This is a genomic window from Streptomyces sp. NPDC002566, from assembly GCF_042889585.1.
Taxonomy (GTDB): Bacteria; Actinomycetota; Actinomycetes; order Streptomycetales; family Streptomycetaceae; genus Streptomyces.
The window spans coordinates 346,828-368,860 of the sequence record NZ_JBIARD010000001.1; the positions used below are offsets into that span (position 1 = coordinate 346,828).

At 72.4% G+C, this 22,033-nt stretch carries 22 protein-coding genes; 5 read left to right on the forward strand and 17 right to left on the reverse strand.

Annotated elements, in window-relative coordinates; all coding sequences use genetic code 11:
- Positions 1 to 21 precede the first annotated feature (21 nt).
- Positions 22 to 1,005, forward strand: coding sequence for an ArsR family transcriptional regulator (locus ACFYXA_RS01390; protein ID WP_389027297.1), 984 nt, complete (start codon positions 22 to 24; stop codon positions 1,003 to 1,005).
- Between the two features lie 30 nt (positions 1,006 to 1,035).
- On the opposite strand, the gene ACFYXA_RS01395 is transcribed toward ACFYXA_RS01390, so the two are convergent.
- From ACFYXA_RS01395 to ACFYXA_RS01465, 15 genes are all read right to left on the reverse strand, one after another.
- Entirely contained in the window at positions 1,036 to 1,785 is a 750-nt protein-coding gene (locus ACFYXA_RS01395) for a sirohydrochlorin chelatase (protein ID WP_389027300.1), read from the reverse strand.
- 13 nt (positions 1,786 to 1,798) lie between these two features.
- Entirely contained in the window at positions 1,799 to 2,716 is a 918-nt protein-coding gene (locus ACFYXA_RS01400) for an ABC transporter permease (RefSeq protein WP_352247283.1), read from the reverse strand.
- Positions 2,703 to 3,512, reverse strand: a complete 810-nt coding sequence (locus tag ACFYXA_RS01405; RefSeq protein WP_389027303.1) for an ABC transporter ATP-binding protein — start codon at positions 3,510 to 3,512, stop codon at positions 2,703 to 2,705. The genes ACFYXA_RS01400 and ACFYXA_RS01405 overlap by 14 nt, the downstream gene beginning before the upstream one ends.
- Positions 3,513 to 3,524: 12 nt before the next feature.
- Positions 3,525 to 4,682, reverse strand: a complete 1,158-nt coding sequence (locus tag ACFYXA_RS01410; protein ID WP_389027305.1) for an aliphatic sulfonate ABC transporter substrate-binding protein — start codon at positions 4,680 to 4,682, stop codon at positions 3,525 to 3,527.
- A 235-nt stretch (positions 4,683 to 4,917) separates the two neighbouring features.
- A complete protein-coding gene (locus tag ACFYXA_RS01415; RefSeq protein WP_352247282.1) occupies positions 4,918 to 6,252 on the reverse strand; it encodes a GTP-binding protein in 1,335 nt (444 codons plus the stop codon).
- 2 nt (positions 6,253 to 6,254) lie between these two features.
- A complete protein-coding gene (cysD, locus tag ACFYXA_RS01420) occupies positions 6,255 to 7,190 on the reverse strand; it encodes a sulfate adenylyltransferase subunit CysD (RefSeq protein WP_352247281.1) in 936 nt (311 codons plus the stop codon).
- The gene (gene cysC / locus ACFYXA_RS01425; protein WP_351092310.1) at positions 7,187 to 7,723 is read right to left on the reverse strand and encodes an adenylyl-sulfate kinase; all 537 of its coding nucleotides are present in this window, start codon (positions 7,721 to 7,723) and stop codon (positions 7,187 to 7,189) included. Before cysC ends, cysD begins: the two co-directional genes overlap by 4 nt.
- A gap of 23 nt (positions 7,724 to 7,746) precedes the next feature.
- Positions 7,747 to 8,457 (reverse strand): phosphoadenylyl-sulfate reductase, encoded by a 711-nt coding sequence (locus ACFYXA_RS01430; RefSeq protein ID WP_352247280.1) that lies wholly within the window; start codon positions 8,455 to 8,457, stop codon positions 7,747 to 7,749.
- Entirely contained in the window at positions 8,454 to 8,642 is a 189-nt protein-coding gene (locus ACFYXA_RS01435) for a hypothetical protein (RefSeq protein ID WP_389027311.1), read from the reverse strand. Before ACFYXA_RS01435 ends, ACFYXA_RS01430 begins: the two co-directional genes overlap by 4 nt.
- Complete coding sequence (locus ACFYXA_RS01440) at positions 8,639 to 10,336, reverse strand: nitrite/sulfite reductase (RefSeq protein ID WP_389027313.1); 1,698 nt, start codon at positions 10,334 to 10,336, stop codon at positions 8,639 to 8,641. Before ACFYXA_RS01440 ends, ACFYXA_RS01435 begins: the two co-directional genes overlap by 4 nt.
- Positions 10,337 to 10,459: 123 nt before the next feature.
- A complete protein-coding gene (locus ACFYXA_RS01445; RefSeq protein ID WP_351092434.1) occupies positions 10,460 to 10,543 on the reverse strand; it encodes a putative leader peptide in 84 nt (27 codons plus the stop codon).
- 151 nt (positions 10,544 to 10,694) lie between these two features.
- Positions 10,695 to 11,267, reverse strand: coding sequence for a GNAT family N-acetyltransferase (locus ACFYXA_RS01450; RefSeq protein WP_352247277.1), 573 nt, complete (start codon positions 11,265 to 11,267; stop codon positions 10,695 to 10,697).
- A gap of 17 nt (positions 11,268 to 11,284) precedes the next feature.
- Positions 11,285 to 12,577 carry a hypothetical protein gene (locus tag ACFYXA_RS01455; RefSeq protein WP_389027314.1) on the reverse strand — a complete coding sequence of 431 codons (1,293 nt, stop codon included), beginning with the start codon at positions 12,575 to 12,577 and terminating at the stop codon, positions 11,285 to 11,287.
- A 256-nt stretch (positions 12,578 to 12,833) separates the two neighbouring features.
- Positions 12,834 to 14,114 carry a GAF domain-containing protein gene (locus ACFYXA_RS01460; protein ID WP_352247324.1) on the reverse strand — a complete coding sequence of 427 codons (1,281 nt, stop codon included), beginning with the start codon at positions 14,112 to 14,114 and terminating at the stop codon, positions 12,834 to 12,836.
- Between the two features lie 313 nt (positions 14,115 to 14,427).
- A complete protein-coding gene (locus tag ACFYXA_RS01465) occupies positions 14,428 to 16,089 on the reverse strand; it encodes an acyl-CoA dehydrogenase family protein (protein ID WP_389027316.1) in 1,662 nt (553 codons plus the stop codon).
- A gap of 108 nt (positions 16,090 to 16,197) precedes the next feature.
- On the opposite strand from ACFYXA_RS01465, the gene ACFYXA_RS01470 reads away from it, so the two are divergent.
- The 3 genes from ACFYXA_RS01470 to ACFYXA_RS01480 all read left to right on the forward strand — a co-directional run bounded on the left by ACFYXA_RS01470 (position 16,198) and on the right by ACFYXA_RS01480 (position 18,838).
- On the forward strand, positions 16,198 to 17,385 hold the full coding sequence (locus tag ACFYXA_RS01470) for a YihY/virulence factor BrkB family protein (protein ID WP_389027319.1): 1,188 nt from the start codon (positions 16,198 to 16,200) through the stop codon (positions 17,383 to 17,385).
- Positions 17,386 to 17,473: 88 nt separating this feature from the next.
- Complete coding sequence (locus ACFYXA_RS01475) at positions 17,474 to 18,379, forward strand: RNA polymerase sigma-70 factor (RefSeq protein ID WP_389027321.1); 906 nt, start codon at positions 17,474 to 17,476, stop codon at positions 18,377 to 18,379.
- 57 nt (positions 18,380 to 18,436) lie between these two features.
- Positions 18,437 to 18,838, forward strand: coding sequence for a hypothetical protein (locus tag ACFYXA_RS01480; RefSeq protein ID WP_389027323.1), 402 nt, complete (start codon positions 18,437 to 18,439; stop codon positions 18,836 to 18,838).
- A gap of 85 nt (positions 18,839 to 18,923) precedes the next feature.
- Here the strand turns inward: ACFYXA_RS01480 and ACFYXA_RS01485 are convergent, their stop codons facing one another.
- Both ACFYXA_RS01485 and ACFYXA_RS01490 read right to left on the reverse strand, forming a co-directional pair.
- A complete protein-coding gene (locus tag ACFYXA_RS01485) occupies positions 18,924 to 19,760 on the reverse strand; it encodes an SDR family oxidoreductase (RefSeq protein ID WP_389027325.1) in 837 nt (278 codons plus the stop codon).
- Between the two features lie 41 nt (positions 19,761 to 19,801).
- Positions 19,802 to 21,220: an MFS transporter gene (locus ACFYXA_RS01490; protein WP_389027327.1), complete on the reverse strand. Its 1,419-nt coding sequence runs from the start codon at positions 21,218 to 21,220 to the stop codon at positions 19,802 to 19,804.
- A 116-nt stretch (positions 21,221 to 21,336) separates the two neighbouring features.
- On the opposite strand from ACFYXA_RS01490, the gene ACFYXA_RS01495 reads away from it, so the two are divergent.
- Complete coding sequence (locus ACFYXA_RS01495; RefSeq protein WP_389027329.1) at positions 21,337 to 22,002, forward strand: TetR/AcrR family transcriptional regulator; 666 nt, start codon at positions 21,337 to 21,339, stop codon at positions 22,000 to 22,002.
- Positions 22,003 to 22,033: the final 31 nt, after the last annotated feature.

Below are 22,033 nucleotides of genomic sequence, written 5' to 3' on the forward strand. Positions count from 1 at the left end.
ATTGATTTAGCGTGGCGCTCAATGATCGAGTTCCGGTTCACCGTCGACGACCTCGCCACCACCTCGTTCGCCTACTCCCCGCTGCAGGAGGCGGTGTTCTCCCTGCGCTGCTTCAGCGACCCCGCCCGCTTCCCGCATCACCGGCCGTGGCTGCGCCGGATCCGGCCGCGGCTCGAAGGCCTCGACGGTGAGCTGCTCACCTCGCTGGTCGCCCCGTGGATGTGGATCCCCGACTTCCTCACCCCGCGCCCCGACCGCGCCCGGCCCGCCTTCGCCGACGAACTGGACCGGGTCCGCCTCACCGAACCCGGCGTCGTCGCCGCCGACCTGCGGGCCGCCTACCGGAGCGAGGAGGCGCTGCCCCCGGTCGTCGCCCGGGGGCTGGCCCGCCCCGAGCGCTTCCTCACCCGGCTCGCGGACGCGCTCGACGCCTACTGGCACACCTGTCTGGCCGCCGAGTGGTGGCCCCGCGCGCAGAGCGTCCTGGAAGCCGATCTCGCCCACCGGGGGCGGGTGCTCGCGGAGCGGGGCGCGGCCGAGATGCTGCCTGGCCTCGACGCGCGGCTCACCTGGGCGGACAGCCATCTCCGGCTGGACACCAGGGACTTCATGGTGCCCGCGCCATGGGCCGGCATGAGCATCGCGGGCCGGGGCATGGTGCTGCTGCCGACCCTTTTCGCGCGCGGCGCCCAGCCCCTGATCGATCCGACCCGCCCGCCGCTGCTGATCTATCCCGCGCGCGGCAGGGCCACCCTCGCCGAACAGCCGCCGCCGGTCGTCGGCCAGGCCCTCGTGCGCCTCCTCGGCCGCCCCCGGGCCCGTCTGCTCCTGCTGCTCGCCGAACCGGCCTCCACGACGGAACTCGCGCACCGGCTGGACGTCACCCCGGGCGCCGTCAGCCAGCACCTCGCGATCCTCCACGACGCCGGGCTCCTCACCCGCACCCGCAGCGGCAGGACCGTGCGGTACGCGCGCACGCGGCTCGGCGACGACCTGTGCCGGTGAACCGGCCCGCCGGCGGAAGGGGCGAGCGGCTCAGGCGCCCACGGCCGCCGGCAGGGGCGTGCGGGCCGTGTCGTAGCGGTCGAGGAGGAGACGGGCGACCTCGGGGGCCGGGCCGAGGACGTCCGCCAGCACGTCGGCTCCGGCCGCGCCGCGGGCGATGCGGTCCGGGAGGAAGCCGGGGGCCAGGACGTACGGGGCGACCGCCACCGTGGAGCAGCCCAGTGCGCGCAGCTCGCGCACCGCGTCCTCGGTGCGGGGCAGGGATGCGGAGGCGAACGCGGGTCGCACGGCGCACCAACCGGTGTGCCACCACTCCCGCGCGATGTCGGCGATCACCGCGATCGCCTCCGGGTCGGAGGACCCCGCCGAGGCCAGCACGACCCCGGTCGAGGACTTGTCGGCGGGCGTCAACCCCGCCTCGTACAGCCGCCGTTCCAGCGCGGACAGCAGCAGCGGCGACGGCCCCAGCACGTCCGCCTGGCGGATCCGCAGCCGCGAGGGCGCCTCCCGCAGGACCGCCGGGATGTCCGCCTTCGCGTGGAAGGCGCGGGTCAGCAGCAGCGGCAGCGCCACCACGTCCCGCACGCCCTCCGCCGCCAGGGACTCCAACACCCCCTGCACCGAGGGGAGGTTGAAGTCCAGGAAGCCGGTCTCCACCCGCAGGCCCGGCCGCAGCGACCGCACCCGCCGCACCAGGGCGTGGACGGTCGCCGCGTGCCGAGGGTCGCGGCTGCCGTGCGCGATGACGACGAGGACGGGACGAACCGGCTTGTGGAACATGGCAGTCAGCCTTTCAGCCCTTCACCAGCAGCCCGCGGCCGCGCAGCACCCGCCGCTCCAGCGGACTGAAGATCAGCAGGTCGATCGCGATGCCGACGAACAGGATCAGGATGATCGCCTCGAACACCATGGACATGGAGCTGGCGTTGCGGCCGTTCTCCAGCAGCGCGCCCAGACCGATGCCCAGGTCGGGGGAGGAGGCGATGATCTCCGCCGCCATCAGCGACCGCCACGAGAACGCCCAGCCCTGCTTCAGACCGCTCAGGTAGCCCGGCAGCGCGGCCGGCATGACGATGTAGCGGGCCCCCTTCAGCCCCGTCGCCCCCATCGTCCGGCCCGCCCGCAGGAACAGCGGCGGCACCTGGTCGATGCCGGAGACGAGACCGTTGGCGATGGAGGGCACGGCGCCCAGCAGGATCACCGCGTACATCATCTCGTTGTCCAGGCCCAGCCAGATCACCGCCGGCGGCACCCACGCCACCGACGGCAGCGACTGCAGCCCGGACAGGATCGGGCCGATGGCCGCGCGCACGAACCGCACCCGGGCCACCAGCAGACCCAGCGGGGTGCCGATGGCCAGCGCCAGCAGGAAGCCCAGCAGACCGCGCGAGACGCTGGTCCAGATGTACCCGAGGAGCTTGCCCTCCATCCAGGCGTCCTTGAACTCGCCGCCCACGTCGGCCGGCGAGGGCAGCTTGCTCGGATCGTCGACGATCCCGAACGAGACCAGCGCCTGCCAGACCACCAGCACCACCGCGATCGCGAGGACGGGCGGCAGGATCTTGTTGACGAAGGTCTGGCGGAACGGCGTACGGCCCGCCGAGGAGCTCTCCAGGGCGTCGAGGCCTGCCTCCAGACCCTGCAGCCCGGCGCCGTCCTCGGCGGAGGCCCGGGCGGAGGCCTTCGGGTCGGTGGTCTCAGTGCTGGCCATGACGGCGGATCTCCCCACGCAGGACTTCGGTGATCTCCAGGGACAGTTCGGCCACGGGCGCGTCCTCGATGCGGCGCGGCTGCGGAATGCCGACCGTCCACTCGCGCGCCACGCGGCCCGGGCGGGAGGACAGCAGGATCACCCGCTGGGCGAGGCGCACCGCCTCCCGCACGTTGTGCGTGACGAACAGGACGGACACCCCCGTCTCCTTCCAGATCCAGGTCAGCTCGTCGTGCAGCACGTCCCGCGTGATCGCGTCGAGCGCCGCGAACGGCTCGTCCATCAGCAGCAGCCGGCTCTCCTGGGCGAGGGCCCGCGCCAGCGCCACCCGCTGGCGCATACCGCCGGACAGCTCGTGCACCCGCTTGCCGTACGAGCCCTTCAGCCGCACCAGTTCGAGCAGCTCCTCGGCGCGGCCGCGGCGCTCGCTCTTCGCCACTCCGCCCAGCTTCAGGGCGAGTTCGATGTTCTTGCCCGCGGTCAGCCACGGGAACAGCGCGTGCTCCTGGAACATCAGCGCCGGACGCCCGTCCGTCGTGATGCGGCCGGAGCTCGGCTTGTCCAGCCCCGCCACCAGGTTCAGCAGCGTGGACTTGCCGCAGCCGGAGGCCCCCAGGAGGGTGACGAACTCTCCCGGCGCGACATCGACCGTGATGTCGTCCAGGACGAGCTGCTGCCCGGCGGGCCCGGCGAAGGACTTCGAGACGTGCTCGATGCGCGCGGCGTACTCCACCGACTCGGCGCTCTCGGCCTTGGCGAGGGTGGTGGCCATGGTCGTCACCTCCTGAGAACTCATCCGACTTCGGGGTTACTTCGCGCCGAGACCGGCGTCGTCGACGGTGCTCTCACCGGCGGCCGACAGCACCTTGTTCAGCGGCGCCAGGTCGTAGATGCCGTCCAGCAGCGGGTTCTTCAGCAGACCGGCCTTCACCGCGTGCTGCGCCTCGGTGTTGAGCGTGGCGGCCAGCGGGTCGTTGGTGAACTGGATCGACTTCCACGCCGGGTCCAGGACCTTCGCCGGGAGCGCCTTGCCGGTTTCCTCCTTCAGCTGCGCGTTCGCCGCCGCCTTCGCCCCCTCCGGGTCGGCCTTGATGTACTTGTTGGCGTCGACCGACGCCTTCAGCACCGCCTCGACGGCCTTCGGGTGCTCCTTGAGGAACTTCTGCGACACGATGATGTTCGTGATCACGAACTTCTTGTCCGGCCAGAGGTCGGACTCGTCCAGCAGCACCTTCGCGCCCTCGGCGACCAGCTTCGACGCCGTCGGCTCGGGCACCCACGCGCCGTCCACGGAACCCGACTTGTAGGCGTCCGGGGTCACCTTGTTGTCGGTGCGCACCACCGACACGTCACCCTTGCCGCTCTCCGCGTCGACCTTCCAGCCCTGCTCCGCGACCCAGTTGAGGAACGCCACGTCCTGGGTGTTGCCGAGCTGCGGAGTCGCGATCTTCTTGCCCTTGACGTCCTTCAGGGACTTGATCTTCTCCGGGTTGACCACGAGCTTCACGCCGCCCGACGCCGAACCGCCGACGATGCGCAGGTTCTTGCCCTTGGACTTGGTGTAGCCGTTGATCGCGGGGGAGGGGCCGATCCAGCCGATGTCGATGGCGCCGGAGTTGAGCGCCTCGATCTCGGAGGGGCCGGCGTTGAAGACCTGGTACTTGGCCTCGGTCGCGCCGAGCGCCTTCTGGAAGTAGCCCTTGTTCACACCGACCAGGGCCGTCCCGTGGGTCAGGTTGCCGAAGTAGCCGATCTTGACGGAGTCGAGACCGTCGATCTTCTGCGCGCCGGCGGCGACCTTCTGGGCGGAGGGGGTGTCGTCGGACTTGGAGCCGTAACCGCAGGCGGCGAGGGCGAGCAGGGGAAGGGCGGCCAGGACGGTCACGCCGCGGCGGAACGCGCCCGAACGGGTGGCGCGGACGCTCCCGGTGGAGCGAAGCCCGGACTGGGGCAGGTTGGCAGGCACGGGAGGCTTTCCTCTCGTTGGCCCGGCGGTCACGGTCTCTCAGGTCGTGGCCGGGTGATCGGCAGAAGGTCTTCGTCGCTTCCGGGACGTCGGGTGGGGGGACGGGGCGCGCAAGCGGTGCGCGTACGTCAGCGCGCACATCGCGCCACTCCGCCCTGCCCGCTGCCGAGGGCGCCGCTGCCGACGCGGCCGCCCTCCTTCGCGAACGTGGAGAAGACATCGAGGGAGTTCATCGTCAGAAGTCCCACCCGTCGTCCTCGGAGGCGTCCTTGACCGGCTCCGGGGCGGCGAACGACTCGCCGACCATGCCCGCGGTGAGCGTGGTGCCGTCGTGCGGGTCGATCAGGATGAACGAGCCCGTGCGGCGCGAGTCGGAGTAGGAGTCCACCGGAAGGGGCTCCGCGGTGCGGATCTTCACCCGGCCGATGTCGTTGGCGGCGAGCTGTCCCGGGTGCGGGTGCAGGGACAGGTCGTCCAGCGTGAGACGGGAGGGGATGTCCTTCACGATCGCCTTGACCGTGCGGGTGCCGTGCTTGAGGAGCACCCGGTGGCCCACCGTCAGCGGGGCGTCGGCGACATGGCAGACCGTCGCCTCGATGTCCTGCGTGGTCGCGGGCGCGTCCTTGCTCGGCACGATCAGGTCGCCGCGCGAGATGTCGATGTCGTCCTCCAGCAGGAGGGTCACCGACTGCGTCGTCCACGCCACGTCGACCGGCTCGCCCAGCAGGTCGATGCCGGAGATCTTCGAGGCGCGGCCCGACGGCAGCACCGTGACGGACTCGCCGACGCGGAAGGAACCCGCCGCGATCTGACCGGCGTAACCGCGGTAGTCCGGGTGCTCCGGGCCCTGGGGGCGGATCACGTACTGCACGGGCAGCCGGGCGTGGCAGTGGCTCAGGTCGTGGCTGACCGGCACGGTCTCCAGGTGCTCCAGCACCGTCGGGCCGCCGTACCAGTCCATCGTCGCGGACGGCTCCACGACGTTGTCCCCGGCGAGCGCCGAGATCGGGATCGCGGTGACCTCGGGGACGCCCAGCTCGGTCGCGTACGCCGTGAACTCCTCGGCTATCGCGGCGAAGACCGGCTCCCGGTAGTCGACCAGGTCCATCTTGTTCACGGCGAGCACCACGTGCGGGACGCGCAGCAGCGCGGCGATGGCGGCGTGCCGGCGGGTCTGCTCGACGACGCCGTTGCGGGCGTCGACGAGGATCACCGTCAGCTCGGCGGTGGAGGCGCCGGTGACCATGTTGCGGGTGTACTGCACATGGCCGGGGGTGTCGGCGAGGATGAACCGGCGGCGGGGCGTGGCGAAGTAGCGGTAGGCCACGTCGATGGTGATGCCCTGTTCCCGCTCGGCCCGCAGTCCGTCGGTGAGCAGCGCGAGGTCCGGCGTCTCCTGGCCGCGGCTCGCGGAGACGCGCTCCACGGCCTCCAGCTGGTCGGTGAGCACCGACTTGGAGTCGTGCAGCAGCCGGCCGACCAGGGTGGACTTGCCGTCGTCGACGGAGCCGGCGGTGGCGAACCGCAGCAGCGTCGTCTCCGCGAGTTCCTCGGTGGTGATCGTGCTCATCTCTAGAAGTACCCCTCGCGCTTGCGGTCTTCCATCGCGGCCTCGGACATCTTGTCGTCGGCGCGGGTGGCGCCGCGCTCGGTGAGCCGGGAGGCGGCGATCTCCACGATCACCTTCTCGATGGTGTCGGCCTCGGAGTCCACCGCGCCGGTGCAGGACATGTCACCCACGGTCCGGTAGCGCACGAGCCGCTTCTCGACCCTCTCGCCGTCCTTCGGCCCGCCCCACTCGCCGGCGGTCAGCCACATGCCGCTGCGGGAGAACACCTCGCGCTCGTGCGCGTAGTAGATCTCCGGCAGCTCGATGCCCTCGCGGGCGATGTACTGCCACACGTCCAGCTCGGTCCAGTTGGACAGCGGGAAGACCCGGACGTGCTCGCCGGGCGCGTGCCGGCCGTTGTACAGGTTCCACAGCTCCGGGCGCTGCCGGCGCGGGTCCCACTGGGAGAACTCGTCGCGCAGGGAGAACACCCGCTCCTTGGCCCGGGCCTTCTCCTCGTCGCGGCGGCCGCCGCCGAAGACGGCGTCGAACCTCTCCGCCTGGATCTTCTCGGTCAGCGGCAGCGTCTGCAGCGGGTTGCGGGTGCCGTCCGGACGCTCCTTGAGGACACCGCGGTCGATGTAGTCCTGCACGGAGGCGACGTGCAGCCGCAGCCCGTGCTCGTCGACCGTGCGGTCGCGGTAGTCGAGGACCTCGGGGAAGTTGTGCCCGGTGTCCACGTGCAGCAGCGAGAACGGCACCGACGCCGGCCGGAACGCCTTCAGCGCCAGATGCAGCATGACGATGGAGTCCTTGCCGCCGGAGAAGAGGATCACCGGCCGCTCGAACTCGCCCGCCACCTCGCGGAAGATGTGCACCGCCTCGGACTCGAGGGCGTCGAGGTGCGACAGCGCGTACGGGCTGCCGGTCTCCTCGGACACGGTGGCAGCGGTCGTCATGCCAGTCCCCTTTCGCTGAGCAGGGCGTGCACCGACGCCGCGGACTCCTGCACGGTCTGGTTCTGCGACTCGACGCGCAGATCGGGCGACTCGGGCGCCTCGTACGGGTCGTCGACGCCGGTGAGCCCCGTGAGCTCGCCCGCGGCCTGCTTGGCGTACAGGCCCTTCACGTCCCGCTCGCTGCACACCTCCACGGGCGTGGCCACGTGCACCTCGACGTAGGCGGTGCCGTTCGCCTGGTGCCGCTTGCGCACCGCCTCACGGCTGTCCTGGTACGGCGCGATGACCGGGACGAGGGCGAGCACGCCGTTGCGGGCGAGCAGCTCGGCGACGAAGCCGATGCGCTGCACGTTGGTGTGCCGGTCCTCGCGGCTGAAGCCGAGTCCCGCGGAGATGAACTCGCGGATCTCGTCGCCGTCGAGCACCTCGACCCGGTGGCCCTCCTCGCGCAGCCGGCCGGCCAGCTCGTGGGCGATCGTGGTCTTGCCGGCGCTCGGCAGACCCGTGAGCCAGACGGTGGCTCCGGTCGTCACGTCACTCTCCTGAATCGTCGTCGTCATCCGTGCAGCCCGCACTCGGTCTTGCCGCGGCCCGCCCAGCGGCCGGCGCGCGCGTCCTCCCCCTCGAGCACCCTGCGGGTGCAGGGGGCGCAGCCGACGGAGGCGTAGCCGTCCGTCAGCAGGGGATTGGTCAGCACACCGTGCTCGGCGACGTACGCGTCCACGTCGTCCTGCGTCCAGCGGGCGATCGGGGAGACCTTGACCTTCTGCCGCTTCTCGTCCCAGCCGACCACCGGCGTGTTCGCCCGGGTCGGGGACTCGTCGCGGCGCAGCCCGGTCGCCCACGCCCGGTAGCCCTTGAGGCCCTCCTCCAGCGGCTGCACCTTGCGCATCGCGCAGCACAGGTCCGGATCGCGGTCGTGCAGCTTCGGGCCGTACTCGGCGTCCTGCTCGGCGACCGTCAGACGCGGGGTGAGCGTGATGACGTTGACGTCCATCACGGCGTCGACCGCGTCGCGGGTGCCGATGGTCTCCTCGAAGTGGTAGCCGGTGTCGAGGAAGACCACGTCAACGCCGGGCATGGCCCGGGAGGCGAGGTGGGCGACCACCGCGTCCTCCATCGACGAGGTCACGCAGAAGCGCTTGCCGAACGTCCCGGCCGCCCACGTGAGGATCTCCAGCGCGGAGGCGTCCTCCAGGTCGCGGCCCGCCTGCTCGGCGAGCGCCTTCAACTCCTCGGTATCGTGCGCTTCCTGAGTGGTCGTCATATCTGTGCCCCTCCGGAGTCGGATCGCTTCAGCCCCTGGGCCAGCAGCCCGAGGAACCTCAACTGGAAGGCCCGGTTGCACGCCGCGCATTCCCACGCGCCGTGACCGCCTTCCAGGGCCTCACTCGGACGCAGGTCCTCGTCACCGCAGTAGGGGCAGTAGAACGGGGCGGCGCGCTCGCTCATGTCAGCGACTCCTCGCCGGCGCGGGCCGTCCAGGCGGCGAACCGCTCGCCGTCCTCGCGTTCGGCGAGGAACCGCTTGAGGACGCGCTCGATGTAGTCGGGCAGTTCGTCCGCGGTCACCTTCAGGCCGCGCACCTTGCGCCCGAAGCCGGCCTCCAGGCCGAGCGCGCCGCCCAGGTGCACCTGGTAGCCCTCGACCTGCTCGCCGCTCTCGTCGAGGACCAGCTGTCCCTTGAGACCGATGTCCGCGACCTGGATGCGGGCGCAGGCGTTGGGGCAGCCGTTGAGGTTGATGGTGAGCGGCTCGTCGAACTCCGGCAGACGGCGCTCCAGTTCGTCGATCAGCTGGGAGCCGCGCTGCTTGGTCTCGACGATGGCGAGCTTGCAGAACTCGATGCCGGTGCAGGCCATGGTGCCGCGCCGGAACGACGACGGCCGGGCGGTGAGGTCCAGCGCCTCCAGGCCCTCGACGAGCGAGTCGACCTGGCCCTCCTCGACGTCGAGGACGATCATCTTCTGCTCGACGGTGGTGCGCACCCGGCCCGAGCCGTGCGCCTCCGCCAGGTCGGCGATCTTGGTGAGGGTGGCGCCGTCGACGCGGCCGACCCGCGGGGCGAAACCGACGTAGAACCGGCCGTCCTTCTGCCGGTGCACGCCGATGTGGTCACGCCACTGCTGGGACGGCTGCCCGGGGGCGGGGCCGTCGGTCAGCTTGCGGCCGAGGTACTCGTCCTCCAGCACCTGCCGGAACTTCTCCGCGCCCCAGTCGGCGACCAGGAACTTCAGCCGGGCGCGGGTGCGCAGCCGGCGGTAGCCGTAGTCACGGAAGATCGAGATGACGCCCTCGTAGACGTCCGGGACGTCGTCGATCGGCACCCAGGCGCCCAGCCGTACGCCCAGCTTGGGGTTGGTGGACAGACCGCCGCCGACCCACACGTCGAAGCCCGGGCCGTGCTCGGGGTGCTCGACGCCGACGAACGCGACGTCGTTGATCTCGTGCACCACGTCGAGCAGCGGCGAGCCCGAGATGGCCGTCTTGAACTTGCGGGGCAGGTTCGAGTACGCCTTGTTGTTCAGGACCCGGCGCTTCATCTCCTCCAGCGCGGGCGTGGCGTCGATGATCTCGTCCTCGGCGATGCCGGCGACCGGCGAACCGATCATCACGCGCGGGGTGTCGCCGCAGGCCGTGACCGTGGACAGGCCGACGCTCTCGAGGCGCTCCCAGATCGCGGGCACGTCCTCGATCCGGATCCAGTGGTACTGGACGTTCTGCCGGTCGGTGATGTCGGCGGTGCCGCGCGCGAACTCCTGGGAGACCTCGCCGATGACACGCAGCTGACGTGTGGTCAGCGCCCCGCCGTCGATGCGGACGCGCAGCATGAAGTACTCGTCGTCCAGCTCCTCCGGCTCCAGGACGGCCGTCTTGCCGCCGTCGATGCCGGGCTTGCGCTGGGTGTACAGACCCCACCAGCGCATGCGTCCGCGCAGGTCGTTGGGGTCGATGGAGTCGAAGCCGCGCTTGGAGTAGATCGTCTCAATACGTGTCCGTACGTTGAGACCGTCGTCGTCCTTCTTGAACTGTTCGTTGCCGTTGAGCGGGGTGTGATGACCCACGGCCCACTGACCCTCGCCGCGGTGACGGCTCACCTTGCGGCGGGGCGCTGAGGCGGCAGGGTTCTGCGGGGTGGCGGCCATGGTGATGAGTCCTTCGGGACAGACGGAAGCGGCTCTGAGCTGCGCTGACGGGCGCATGGGGAAGTGCGCGTCGTTGCGCGGAGCGGAGAACTGGAGACGGAGGATGTCGGGGGAGTCGCGGGCTCAGCTCACGCGACAGATGGCGCTGGACATACGGCCGAGGTCGACGTGCCGCCGACTCACCAAGGCAATTCCAGTTCCGGACATGACGGAAGCGTGTCACGGCGATCTGGACACAGTCCAGCTTCGTCCGCCATGCGGACACCAGGGTCCCGAACAGTGAGACATGGGTGGTGTCGGTCACATGCGGCGCACGGCGGCTTGTCCACGCCCGCGGACCAGGCTATGAGGGCCCGCGTCAGACGGGGAACGCGCCGGGCCACGGACCCGGAGCCGGCACCTCCCGCTCCTCCTCCACCTTGGTGTCGAACAGCCTGAACCCGCGCCGCAGATAGTTGTCCATCGCATGCGGGCCGTCCTTGCTGCACGTGTGCAGCCACACCCGCTTCGTCGGCGGCAGCCCCGGCCGGCGCTCCGCGAGGTCCCAGGCGCGGGCGGCGCCGTAGGACAGCAGGTGCCCGCCGATCCGCCGGCCCCGGAAGGCCGGGATCAGACCGAAGTAGACGATCTCGACCGCGCCCTCGTCCTGCGGCTCGAACTCCACGTACCCGGCCGGCGTGCCCCGCTCGTAGGCGACCCACGTCTCCACGCCCGGCCGGTCCAGGTGCTCCTGCCACCGCGCGTGGCTCCAGCCGAGCCGGTCCGTCCAAAGGATGTCACCGCCGACCGACGCGTACAGGAAACGGCTGAACTCGGGCGAGGGCACCTCGGAGCGGACGATCCGCACGTCGCCGTCGGGCGCGGCGGCCGGCAGGAGGTCGCTCGGCGAGGTCTGCTCCAGGGACCAGGTGGTCACGGGGATGAGGCTCATGCCGGTCAGGGAATCATCTACTCCGCTGATCTGTCGATGGAGGCCAGCGGCAGTGAGAACAGCGTGCGGCCCGACTGCGCCCACACCTCGCCGGACTCCGCCCCGTAGGAGAGCGACTCGGTCAGCGGGCTCCAGCAGGCACGCGAATCGTCGGCCCCGCAGCGCGCGGCCCGCGCGCCCTCAGCGTCCTGCCGCCACAGCGTCCCGCGCCCGCCGTCCTCGCCCGCGGCGCGCGTCAGATACCACGCGCCGTGGTACGCCAGCACCCCGCGCACCCCGGTCAGCTTCGACCGGTACGCCTGCGTCGCCCGGACCTGCCCGGCGCCGTCCCCGTGGAGAAGCCCGGCGCGGCCGGGACCCCGGTCGAGGGCGTAGCGCCACAGCCGGGCGCCCGTGTCCGAGCCGTCCAGCGTCCACTCGCCGGCCACCAGCGTGTCCGGCGTGGTGCTGCGGTCGAGGGAGACGGTGGCGGGGTGCGGTGCGCCCGCGCCGCCGGCCGTCCGGTACACGGCCACGGCCGGAAGGACGTACCGGGCGCCGTGCGCCGACCAGCCGCCGGGCACCCGCCCGACCGCCTCACCGGCGACGGTGGCGCGGTGGATGCGGTTCATGTCGTAGACGTAGAGCGCCGCGCCGTCCCCTTCGTCGGTGGTGACCAGCAGCTTGTTCTGGTACCAGACCATGCCGGAGACATGCGAGACGAGCCCGCGGAAGTCCCGTCCGCCGTCGACCGGGACGGCCAGCAGCGCCCACGTGTACCGCATGCGGTCCAGGTCGCCCGCGTCGACCAGCGCGATCCGGGCCAGCCCCCGCTCGGCCGTAGGGCCGGTACTGCGCGACCAGCCCGACAGCACCACCCGGTGCGCACCCCACAGGCCGTCGTCGTCGGCGTCCCCGGACGTGGTGACCGCGCCCGGCTGCCAGCCCCGGGTGTCGTCGGTGCCCCAGCAGTAGGCGCGCGCCGCCGCCGGGGAGACGGGCAGCTCCGCCCGCTCGGCGGGCGTGCAGTCGACCGAGTCGCGCAGCACGCCCTCTGCGCCGCCCAGCACGGTGCCGACCCCGACCGGCGGGCCCAGTTCGGCGGAGAGCCGGTCGAGCGCGGCTTGCGGCACCGGCTCCTCCGTCAGCCGCAGCGCGTCGGTGTCGGCGGCCGCCGTGAGCGGCTTCAACGCCCCGGGGCTGCCGGTGACGGTGGCCTGGGAGGCGCTGATCATGGTGGCGGCGGCGGTGAGCGCGAGAGCGGTTCCCGCCAGGAACGCCCGCGCCGCTCTTCCCCGCCTGCGCCGGCGATGTCGGCCGCGTTGCTTCATTCGTCCTCCCGAGGCGGGCCAACTGCTCCGCACGATCCGTACGTTGACCGAGGAACAGGTGGGGTGACCCGTAGGGGAGCCTACGACAGAGCGCCCCCGCCCGGCAGGAAGACTTCACAATGCGGGAAAGACGCAGCGACATAAGTCGATTCAGGGCACGGAACGGTCGACCTCGGACCCGTGCAGAACCGCTGGTCGCACGGGGGTCCCACCTGACACTCCGCCGAACAACCGCTCGCGCCACGGCCGGTGACGCTCACGGCACGGAAGCCGTCCGGGCCCCGGCCACCGCGGGCGCCGCCGAATGCGGCAGCAGCCTCCCCGGGTCCTCCGGCAGCAGCACGTCGACCTCCACCTCGTCGCCGTAGCGGTAGGGCCGGTGCTCCAGCAGAGCACCCAGATAGCGCCGCACCCGCGACATCTCGGCCCGCACCGTCACCGTGCGCCCCCGGTCCCCGAACACGTCCTCGGCCAGGTCCGCGGCGCTGCGCCCGCCCCGGTGCACCGCCAGCAGATAAAGCAACTCCGCGTGCCGCGGCGTCAGTTCCCGGGACCAGACGCCCTCCGGGCCGCTCACCGTCACCGACCAGCGGCCCGCCCGCGACACGTCCAGCACGATCCGGGTGGCGGCCCGCGCCGGCGGCTCGGCCGCCCCGTCCGCCGACCGCACCAACCAGCCCCCCGCCAGCGGCTCCACCGAGCACCACCCGAGCACCGGCAGCCACCGCCGCCCCGGCGAGGGCGACTTGGGCAACACGATCCGGCTCATGTACGGCATCCCCGTCACGGCCGCCGTCCAGCCGTCCCCGTCGACCACCGCAGCCCGCCCGCCCGACCGGGCCAGCACCGGCGCAGCCACCGCGCGCAGCCGCTCCAGCGACCGCAGATGCGACTCCCGCAGCGAGGCCTCCGCCAGCTTCGCCACCGCGCCCACCCAGGCGAGCGTCGCCGGATGCATCGTCTCCAACGGCCCGCTGACGTCGACCACTCCGAGCAGCCGGCCGTCCCGCGGATCGGTGATCGGGGCGCCCGCGCACGTCCACGCCGTGTGCGACCGCACGAAGTGCTCGCCCGCGAACACCTGCACGGGCCGCCGGACCACCGCCGGCGTGCCCACGCCGTTGGTGCCGACGACGTCCTCCCGCCAGTCCGCACCCACCTCGAGACCCACGCGGTCGGCCTTGCGCAGCACCGGCGAGCAGCCCTCCCGCCACAGCACCCGGCCCTCGCCGTCCGACACGACCATGATGTGCCGGGCCACGTCCGCAGCCGACAGCAAGCCCTCGCGCAGCACCGGAAGCACCTCCCGCAACGGCGACGCCTCCCGCCGCCGGCGCACCTCCTCCGCGCTCAACAGCCCTGCTCCCGAACCGGCTTCCGGATCGACTCCGCTGCGCAGCACCCGCTGCCAGGACTGCTCGATCACGGGCCGGGGCGCGACCGGCGACCGCCGGCCGGCGAGCCGGGCGTCGCGCACCTCGCTGAGCACCCGCGCCGCCCGCGCGGCGTCGGCCGCCGCGAGCCGCGGCACGTTCATCGGCGACATCGCCACTGGGCCTCCCCGAGAGCACACGGGCGCCGAACGTCTTCCCCGTCCGTCCTGCCGGACCTCCCATACTGCCCCTCCACCGGGGACGGAGGGGCACACTCCGCCCACTGGGACGAATGCGTTGCAACCCCCTGCAACCCTGGCCGGCCACCACCGGGTGCCCCGAAACTTGTGGCACGCCGTCCCGAGCGGCGCTCCTGGCCTCGCAGGGCCATCGCCGCGGGGGTGGTGCCGTGTCGGCGCGGCACCACCCCCGCCCCCGGCGGACGCCACGCCCGGCCTGCCCGAACGGGGCGCGGGCTCAGGCCACAGGCCGGGCCCGCTCCACGATCGCCCCCAGGTCCAGCGTGTGCGGCAGCGTCCCGAAGGCCCCGCCCGCGTCGCCGCCCAGCCGCGAGGCGCAGAACGCGTCCGCCACCTCGGGCGGCGCGAACCGCACCAGCAGCGACCCCTGAAGCACCAGCGCGAACCGCTCCGTCAGCCGCCGCGCCCGTGCCTCGGCGCCGTCCAGATCGGCCAGGTCCGTCAACAGGGCCTTGATCGCCGCGTCCAGCCGGTGGTCGGCGCCCCGGGCCAGCCCCACCTCCCGCAGATACGCGTTCAGCGCCTCCGGCTCCCGCCTCAGCGCCCGCAGCACGTCCAGCGCCTGCACATTGCCCGCGCCCTCCCAGATCGAGTTCAGCGGCGACTCCCGCACCAGCCGCGGCATCCCCGACTCCTCCACGTACCCGTTGCCGCCCAGGCACTCCGCGGCCTCCACCACCACGGGCGCACACCGCTTGGCCACCCAGTACTTCGCCGCCGGAACCGCGATCCGCAGCAGCGCCCGCTCCTGCTCGCCGCCGTCGTCGTACGCCGCCGCGAGCCGCAGCCCGAGCGTCGTGGCCGCCTCCGACTCCAGCGCCAGATCGGCCAGGACGTTGCGCATCAGCGGCTTGTCGAGCAACGCGCCGCCGAACGCCTCCCGGTGGGCGCAGTGGTGCGCCGCCTGCGCCACGGCCGCCCGCATCAGCCCCGCCGAGCCCAGTACGCAGTCCAGCCGGGTCGCGGCCACCATCCCGATGATGGTCCGCACACCCCGGCCCTCCTCGCCCACCCGGCGCGCCCACGTCCCGTCGAACTCGACCTCGGCGGAGGCGTTCGACCGGTTGCCGAGCTTGTCCTTCAGACGCTGGATGCGGAACACGTTACGGCTGCCGTCCTCCAGCACCCTCGGCACGAGGAAGCAGGTCAGCCCCCCGTCCCCGTCCCCGGCCTCCGGCGCGCCGGACGCCCGCGCCAGCACCAGGAAACCGTCCGACATCGGCGCCGAGCAGAACCACTTGTGCCCCGTCAGCTCGTACGCCCCGTCCTCGGCGAGCGGCCGCGCGGACGTCGTGTTCGCCCGGACGTCGCTGCCGCCCTGCTTCTCCGTCATCCCCATCCCGACCAGCGCGCCCGCCTTCGCACGCGCCGGCCGCAGCTCACGCTCGTAGATCGTCGACGCCAGCAGGGGCTCCCACTCGGCGGCCAGGGCGGGATCGGCGCGCAGGGCGGGCACGGCCGCATGGGTCATCGACAGCGGGCAACAGGTGCCCGCCTCCACCTGCGTCCACAGCACGAAGGCGGCGGCCCGCCGCACATGCCCGCCCGGCCGCGCCCACGCCGACGTCAGATGCGCGCCGACGCCCTTGCCGAGCAGCCGGTGCCAGGCCGGGTGGAAGTCGACCTCGTCGATCCGGTGGCCGTAGCGGTCGTGGGTGCGCAGCACCGGCGGGTTGCCGTCGGCCTGGGCCGCCCACTCGTGCAGCTGCGCCGACCCGGCAGCCCGGCCCAGCGAGGACAGCTCGCCGCGGGCCTCGTCGAGCAGCTCCGGGTCGAGATGGCGTTCCACGGCCGCCACCAGGGCCTGATCGGTGGCGTAGACGTCGTGGCCCAGCAGGGGCGGGGGCTGGTTGGTCACGGTGTGCGTGCTGCCTGCCATACCGCGAAACGTACCCGCCGCCCCGCAGGTCATGACCGCCCAACACGCACGGCGTGAGCGGGCCCACCGGAGATGAGTGGAGCCTCGTACGGCGGATACCTTTAGGGCGTGCAGCCAGCCAGTCAGCCCCCCGAGCACCCCGAGCGCCCCGACGACCACGCGGCCCTCGCCGGGCGTCTCCACCGAGCCCGCGCCCTCTACCGGAACGTCTCCAAGCGCAGGACCGCCTGGCTGCTTCTGAAGGACACCGTCAACTCCTGCATCGAGTACCGCATCCTCGGCCTGGCCGCCGAGGCCGCCTTCTTCACCCTGCTGTCCGTGCCGCCGCTGCTGCTCAGCCTCATCGGCCTCCTCGGCTACGTCGACGACTGGACCGGCACCGACACCATCAGCAGCCTGGAGGCCAACCTCCTCGACGCCTCCCGCACCGTCCTGTCCGACAAGGGCGTCGCCGAGATCGCGCAGCCCATCCTCGACGACGTGATGAAGGGGGGCCGGCCCGACGTCATCTCGATAGGGTTCCTGTTCGCCCTGTGGTCAGGGTCGCGCGCGGTGAACGTCTTCATCGACACCATCACCGTCATGTACGGCCTCGACGGGGTGCGCGGCATCGTCAAGACCCGGCTGGTGGCGTTCCTGCTGTTCATCGCCGCCCTGCTGATCGGCTCCGTCGCGCTGCCGCTGATGGTGGCCGGTCCCGACGCCGTCGTGCGGATCGTGCCCTGGTCGACGACGGTCGTCCAGGTGCTGTACTGGCCCGTCGTGATCGTCCTGTCGATCGCCTTCCTCACCACGCTCTACCACGTCTCCGTGCCGGTGCGCTCCCCGTGGATCGAGGACGTCCCCGGCGCGCTGGTCGCCCTGGCGATGTGGGTGCTCGGCAGTTTCCTGCTCCGCATCTATCTGCAGAGCACCATCGAGGGCGCCACCATCTACGGCTCCCTCGCCGCCGCCGTCGCCGTCCTGCTGTGGATCGGCGTGTCCGCCTTCGCCGTCCTCGTCGGGGCGGCCGTGAACGCCGCGATCGACCGCGTCTGGCCGGCCGCCGCGACCGCCGCCGCGCGGGCCGCCGCCGAGCGGCAGCGCGAGGAGGAGGCCGCCGAGTACGTCGCCCGCCTGACCGCGGCCCGCCAGTACGACGACCCCGACGATCCCGACATGCCCTCAGAGTTCCCCGAACGCTGGTCCCGCTTCCTCCCCCCGGAGGACGTCACGGGCCGCCTGCGGGCCCATGCGAAGACCTCCCACAAGAACACCGCCCCAGGCGGCGAGGAACCCCCGCCCTCCGAGAAGTGATCTGCCTCACAAGCTGTCACGGTGAGCGGGGCGGCGGTGTCTTGAGGACAGCCTGACCAGGCGTGTCCGAGGGAGAGGGGCCCGGGAGATGACCGACCGCACCACCGACCCGGCGACCGAAGCGTTCGTCGCCCACCGCAGTCTGCTGTTCACCGTCGCCTACGAGATGCTCGGATCGGCGGCCGACGCCGAGGACGTCCTCCAGGAGACCTGGTTGCGGTGGAGCAAGGTCGAGCTGGACCGGGTGGACGACCAGCGGGCCTACCTGCTGCGGATCACCACCCGGCAGGCCCTCAACCGGCTGCGCACGATGAAGCGCCGCCGTGAGGCGTACGTCGGCCAGTGGCTGCCCGAGCCGCTGGTCACCGCGCCGGACGCGGCCGAGGACCTGGAACTCGCCGAGAGCCTGTCGATGGCGATGATGCTCGTCCTGGAGAGCCTCTCACCGACCGAGCGGGCGGTGTTCGTGCTGCGCGAGGTCTTCGAGGTCGGCTACGACGACATCGCCGGCGCAGTCGGCAAGACCCCGGCGGCCGTACGGCAGATCGCGCACCGCGCCCGCGCGCACGTCGACGCCCGCAGGCCCCGCCGGACGGCCTCCGCGCGGGAGACCCGGGCCGCCCTGGAGTCCTTCCAGCGCGCCCTGGAGACCGGCAACCCGCAGGACCTCCTCGACGTGCTCGCCCCCGACGTCGTCCTGCTCAGCGACGGCGGCGGCGTGAAGCGCGCCGCGCTCAGGCCCGTCGTCGGCGCGGAGAACATCGTCCGCTTCTATCTCGGCGGCGCCGCCTCGGCGGCCAGGTTCCAGGCCGCGATCACCTGGGAGCCCACCGTGGTCAACGGCAGCCCGGCACTCGCCGTGCACCGCGAGGGCGAGCTCGACGGCGTCATGGCCGTCCGGATCGAGGACGGCCGCATCACCGGCCTCTACTTCGTCCGCAACCCCGAGAAGCTGACCCGCGTCACCTCCGAGACCCCGCTCACCCTGCGCTGACGCCGACGGCTCCCGCAGCACCCGTCCATTTCCGCGCACGTCACCAGGGACCCCGCCATGACCGTACGGACCCCGGCCGCCGAGACCCGCGGCCTCACCTTCCTCAGAACCGCGACCGCCCTGCAGACCCTGACCCTCCTGTTCCAGGCGGTCACCGCGGGCCTGCTGCTGACCTCGTCCCGCGGCTACCGGCTGCACGACTTCGGATCGAAGGTGATGTACGCGGCCGCCATGCTGTACGTGCTCGCCACGGTCCTGGCCTGGCGGCGGGGCGGTGGATCACCCCGCCCCGTCCTGTACGCCACCGGCTTCCTCCTCCTCGCCTCGGCACAGGTCGCCCTCGGCGTCGCCCACGTGCCCTCGCTCCATGTCCCCCTGGGCGTGGTGATGTTCGCCCTCAGCACCCTCACTTTGGCCCGTGCGCTGTCCCGACGCCTGCCGCGGCGCCCCGCCGCCTGAGGCACGCGACCGGCCGCCGCGGACCCGTCGCAGCCGGTCGCCGCGGGCGTCTCCACCCTGAGCGCCGGCCGGACCGGGTGGCGTGTCAGTGGTCGGTGAAGTCGCCGGCGTGGTCCTCGGCCCAGGTGGTGAAGGTGCGGGGCGGGCGGCCGGTGAGTTCTTCGACCGTGCGGGTGAGGGGGAGGGGCTTGTCGTTGGATTCCCACCACTTCAGCAGGGCGTCGGCGAAGGCGGCGGGGATGTACTCGGCCGACTCCCGCTTCCATGCCTCGGGGGTGACGTGGTCGATCGGGACGGGCCGGCCGGTGACGGCGGCGAGCTGCTCGACCTGCTGGGCGAAGGTCAGCGATTCGGGACCGGTGAGGGTGAACCGGCCGCCGTGGCGGCGGGGGTCGGTGATGACGGCGTGGGCGGCTTCGGCGACGTCCTTCTCGTGGACGGGGTCGGTGTGGGCGTCGGGGAAGGGCAGGCTGAGGGGCCGTCCGGCCTTGACGGCCCAGGCCCAGCCGCCGGCGTTGGAGGCGAAGGAACCCGGCCGCAGGATCGTGGTGGTGATCGGCGAGGCGAGCAGCGCGCGCTCCACGTCGAGGTGTGACTTGGCGAGCGGGTCGCTGTCGGGGTCGGGGCTGAGCACGGCCGAGGAGGACAGCAGCACCATGTGGGTGACTCCGGCCCCTCGGGCGTGGTCGATGAAGTCGGTGACGCGCTCGGGGCTGGCGTAGAGGAACACGGTGGTGACGCCCGCCAGGGCGGCGGCGAAGGTGTCCGGGGCGGTGAGGTCGAGACGGACCGCCTCCACACCGTCGGGCGGGGAGAGCGTCTCGGGGGCGGCGGAGCCGACCCGGACGGCCAGTCCGTCGCGGTGGAGCAGCGAGGTCAGCTGGGTGGCGACCGCGCCGCGGCCTCCGGTGACGAGAATCATGAGTGGGCTCTTTTCGAGTCTGGTTCCGGGTGTGGTGCGGGTCAGCGGTGCTGGGGCTGCGCGGTGCGGGGGAGCAGGCGGACCAGGCAGCAGCAGCCGAGGGTGATGCCGGCCACGACCAGGAGGCTGCGGGTCATCGCGTGGGCGGGGCCGGGGGTGTGGAGGTAGACGGTGGTGACGGCGGCGGCGCCGAGAGCGTTGGCGAGCTGCTGCACCGCGGTCAGGGACCCCGCGCCGGATCCCGCTTCGGCCGGGGTGACGTCCCCGAGGGTGATGTCGTAGACGGTGCCGAAGCAGGTGCCCATGCCGAGCCCGGTCACCAGGGTGGCGATGACGATCGCGGCCGGGCCGGTCGCGGTGCCGGATGTGTGGACGGCGGCCCACAGCCCCGCGGTGCCGGCCAGCGTCGTGAGCAGGCCGATCAGGACGAGGGTGCGGCCGAGGCGGCTGATGAGCCGGTAGCAGGCGATCGAGGCGATGACGATTCCGGCGGCCATGGGGGTGCTGCCCGTGAGGGCGGTCCGCAGGGGCGAGTAGTCCAGGCCTTCCTGGAGGAACAGGGAGACGACGTAGAGCAGCCCGGCGACGGCCGCGAAGAAGGCGACGCCCAGGACGAGGCCGCAGACGAAGCCCCGGTTGCGGAAGAGCGAGGGCTGGATCAGCGGATGGGGGGCGGTGGCCTGGCGGCGGGCCAGCAGGGAGAAGAAGACCGCCGCGGCGCCGAGTGCGGCCCATGAGACGGCGCGCCAGTCGTGGGCGGGCCCGTCGATCAGCCCGTACAGCAGGGTGGCCATCGCCCCGGCCAGCAGCAGGGCGCCCGGGGCGTCGATCACCGTGCCGCGTTCGCCGGTGTCCCGGGGTAACAGGCGGTGGGCGGCGAGCAGGGCGGCGCCGCCGAGCACGATGTTGATCAGGAACATGGAGCGCCAGCCGAGCCCCAAGGGGTCGGTGTCGATGAGGGTGGCCGCCAGGATCGGACCGCCCACCGCCGACAGGCCGAGGACGGGGCCGAAGGCGCTGAACGCCTTGCCTGTCTGGTCGCGGGGGAAGACGGCGCCGAGGATGCCGAAGCCCTGCGGGATCAGCAGGGCGCCGAAGGCTCCCTGGACGAGGCGGGCGGCGATCAGCGTCTCCGGACCGACGGCCAGTCCGCAGGCCGCCGAGGCCGCGGTGAACCCGGCCAGGCCCGTCAGGAAGACGCGACGCCTTCCGTACTTGTCGCCGAGCCGGCCGCCGACGACCAGAAGCACGCCGAGGGCGAGTGCGTAGGAGGCGCCCAGCCACTGGACGAGGGACGGTCCGCCCTTCAGGGAGGCGGTGATGCTCGGCGCGGCGAGGTTGGTGATCGTGGCGTCGATCAGGTCCAGGACCTCGGCTGCCAGGATCACGGCGAGGACGGCCCAGCGCCGCGCGGGTGAGAGGGCCCCGGCCTGGCTGGGCGGGGCGAGGGTGCTGGTCATGGGGTGCTTTCCGAGAGTGGGACGAACGATGTTCGTCACGAACACCGTTCGTCCGACCGTAGGGAACGAACGATGTTCGTGTCAAACGGTGTTCGTCGCCCGGCTAGGCTTGCCCCATGAGGACGCAGCCGATCAGCCGCCGCGCGCGGCCCACCAAGGCCCCCCTCAGCCGCGACGCCGTCGTGCGCACCGGCCTGGAGATCCTCGACCGCGACGGCCTGGACGCCCTGACCATGCGCAGTGTCGCCAAGGCGCTCGACACCGGCCCGGCCTCGCTGTACGTCTACGTCGCCAACCGCGACGACCTCATGGCCGCCATGCTCGACGAAGCCCTCGCATCCGTCGCGGCGACCGAGGAGGGCACCTGGCGTGAACAGCTGCGCGCCCTGGCCACCGCCGCCATCGCGGCGATGAGCCGGCACGAGGGCCTGGCCGGCGTCGCCCTCGGAGCCATCCCCACCGGACGGAACTCCCTGCTCGTCCTGGACCGCATGCTCGCCCTGCTCAAGCAGGGCGGCCTCGACGACACCGCCGCCGCCTGGGCCGTCGACCTCCTGTGGCTCCACATCGCCGCGGCCGCCGTCGAGCAGAACAACCACGACACCAAGGGCTCCGACGAAGAGACCACCGTCAGCGCGGCGGACCGCCACTACGCCGCCCTGCCCGCCGACCGCTACCCGATGCTCACCTCGATGAGGCAGGCGCTCTTCTCCCCGGGCGACCGCGACACCTGGGCCCTCGACGTCCTGATCAACGGCATCCTCCACACGCCCCCGCACTGACAGCGAGGCAGGGCACCCGCACGCCTCCGGC